Here is a 1,757-nt window from a genome sequence, read left to right as displayed (position 1 = left end):
TCGAACGAAACAAGCCAAACAGAGAATAACTCTAAATAGTTCGAAATCTTGTTTTTCCAGAACGTAGCCTGAAAGGTGCAAACGACTTACAAGTCGAATGGTTCTGTCAATAACTCTAAACAAAGGCTCTTAAATTTAGAATGTTTAAGAGTCTTTGCCTTCTAATGATGCGAAACAACATCCTAGCGTAAAGTGAAAAGAAAAGCCTTTTACTCCACTACTGAGGTTTATTGATACTTTGCCGAAGTAATGAACTCACCAAATGTCTCGCACCATACAACAACCGTATTGTATTCAGAAATTGAAGTGCTTTGAGGAACCTCAACAACGAAGTTATCGAACGTTTTGACATCACCAATTAAGCTCATCTCAGATTTAAGGTCATTAAACTCTTGTTCCGTTTCGACAAACTTAGGAGATAGATAGAGTTTATAGTCTGGTCCGGGAGCGAGTTTTCCTACCAACGTAATGACTTCAGAACTCAAATGAATTTCTCCCTCTCCCCAATGAAAAGCGTCGCTACCTTTGAGTTCCCTCTTAAACACTGCGCTGTATTCTGCACCTTGCTTGCTCTTAGCAACTTGTTCATCGGTCGGCGCAGGTGGTGCAATAAGGATCGGTAAAGTATAGATACCTATCGCAATGCCAATAGAAACTGCCACTAAGTGACTGATTGTTAATTTAATTATATTTTTCAAGGTCATAAGCATCTTCTTATTAGTTTTACTACTTGAAATTAGATTCAAATCGGCCTTATCTGTCTATTATCGAGCAGCATAATGTCATTAACATTATACACAAGCTATGCGCACTAAATGCAGACTGAGCGCAATTAAAAACGGCTGATAATTAATATCAGCCGTTTGCTTATCGGAAATGTCGTTGTGCCGGTTTGGTCACTATTCCGCTTCCACCAAAGCGATCTTATCGGATGTCGATTTTTCCAATTTTATCGCAATAAACTTAGAGGTTGGCGTAAACGTTCTATCCCCATAACTGTCCAAAGGAACTAATGGGTTTGTTTCTGGATAGTAAGCCGCCGCCTGACCTGCTGGTACATCATAGGCAACAAGCGTAAATCCGCTCACACGGCGCTCAACGCCATCTTCCCACAATGACACCATGTCCACTTTGTCGCCCGGTTCAAAACCGAGTTTACGAATATCCGCTTCATTGATAAACAGCACTTCGCGCATACCAAATACTCCACGATAACGGTCATTCAAGCCGTAAAGTGTCGTATTGTATTGGTCGTGTGAGCGCATGGTTTGCAAGATCAAATCTGGCTTTTGGCCTTTTTCGAGTATCGCTTCGCTGATCAACTGCTTCGGCAACTCGCTAGAGCTGAACTGTGCTTTGCCGCTTGGTGTATTCCATCGACGCTCGGCAGCTGGGTTTACCAAGTGGAATCCACCCGGGTGTTTAAGCTTATGGTTAAAGTCGGTAAAGCCCGGAATCGTGTCTGCAATCAAATCGCGAATACGGTCGTAATCTTCAATCGCCCACAACCAATCAATTGGTTTTGCCCCGAGTGTAGCATTGGCAATACCGGCAATAATCGCTGGTTCTGAACGCAAATGCTCCGAACGCGGTTTTAGCTGACCAAATGAGATATGTACCATGCTGAAGGTATCTTCAACCGTCACGCCTTGTGGGCCAGTCGCTTGCTGATCAATCTCGGTACGGCCTAAGCATGGAAGAATAAGCGCATCTTTACCTGTGACAAGGTGAGAACGATTTAACTTCGTCGAAATGTG

The 1,757-nt window shown here is 43.1% G+C and carries 2 protein-coding genes; both read right to left on the bottom strand.

Going from position 1 to position 1,757, the window contains the following annotated elements; translation table 11 throughout:
- Nucleotides 1–227 precede the first annotated feature (227 nt).
- The gene (locus IQR33_RS19405) at nucleotides 228–704 is read right to left on the bottom strand and encodes a DM13 domain-containing protein (protein ID WP_005376099.1); all 477 of its coding nucleotides are present in this window, start codon (nucleotides 702–704) and stop codon (nucleotides 228–230) included.
- Nucleotides 705–899: 195 nt separating this feature from the next.
- The coding region (locus tag IQR33_RS33595) for a molybdopterin dinucleotide binding domain-containing protein (protein ID WP_322631788.1) at nucleotides 900–1,757 on the bottom strand (858 nt) is incomplete at its 5' end.

Origin of the sequence: Vibrio sp. OPT46 (assembly GCF_015163535.1) — a bacterium.
In the GTDB taxonomy this organism is placed as follows: Bacteria; Pseudomonadota; Gammaproteobacteria; order Enterobacterales; family Vibrionaceae; genus Vibrio; species Vibrio alginolyticus.
Note: the sequence above shows the minus strand (reverse complement) of the source record. Positions and strands in the feature narration are given on the sequence as shown.

Excerpts from the sequence above, each read along its gene's own strand:
- IQR33_RS19405 (WP_005376099.1), bottom strand. The coding sequence starts at position 704 with ATGACCTTGAAAAATATAATTAAATTAACAATCAGTCACTTAGTGGCA.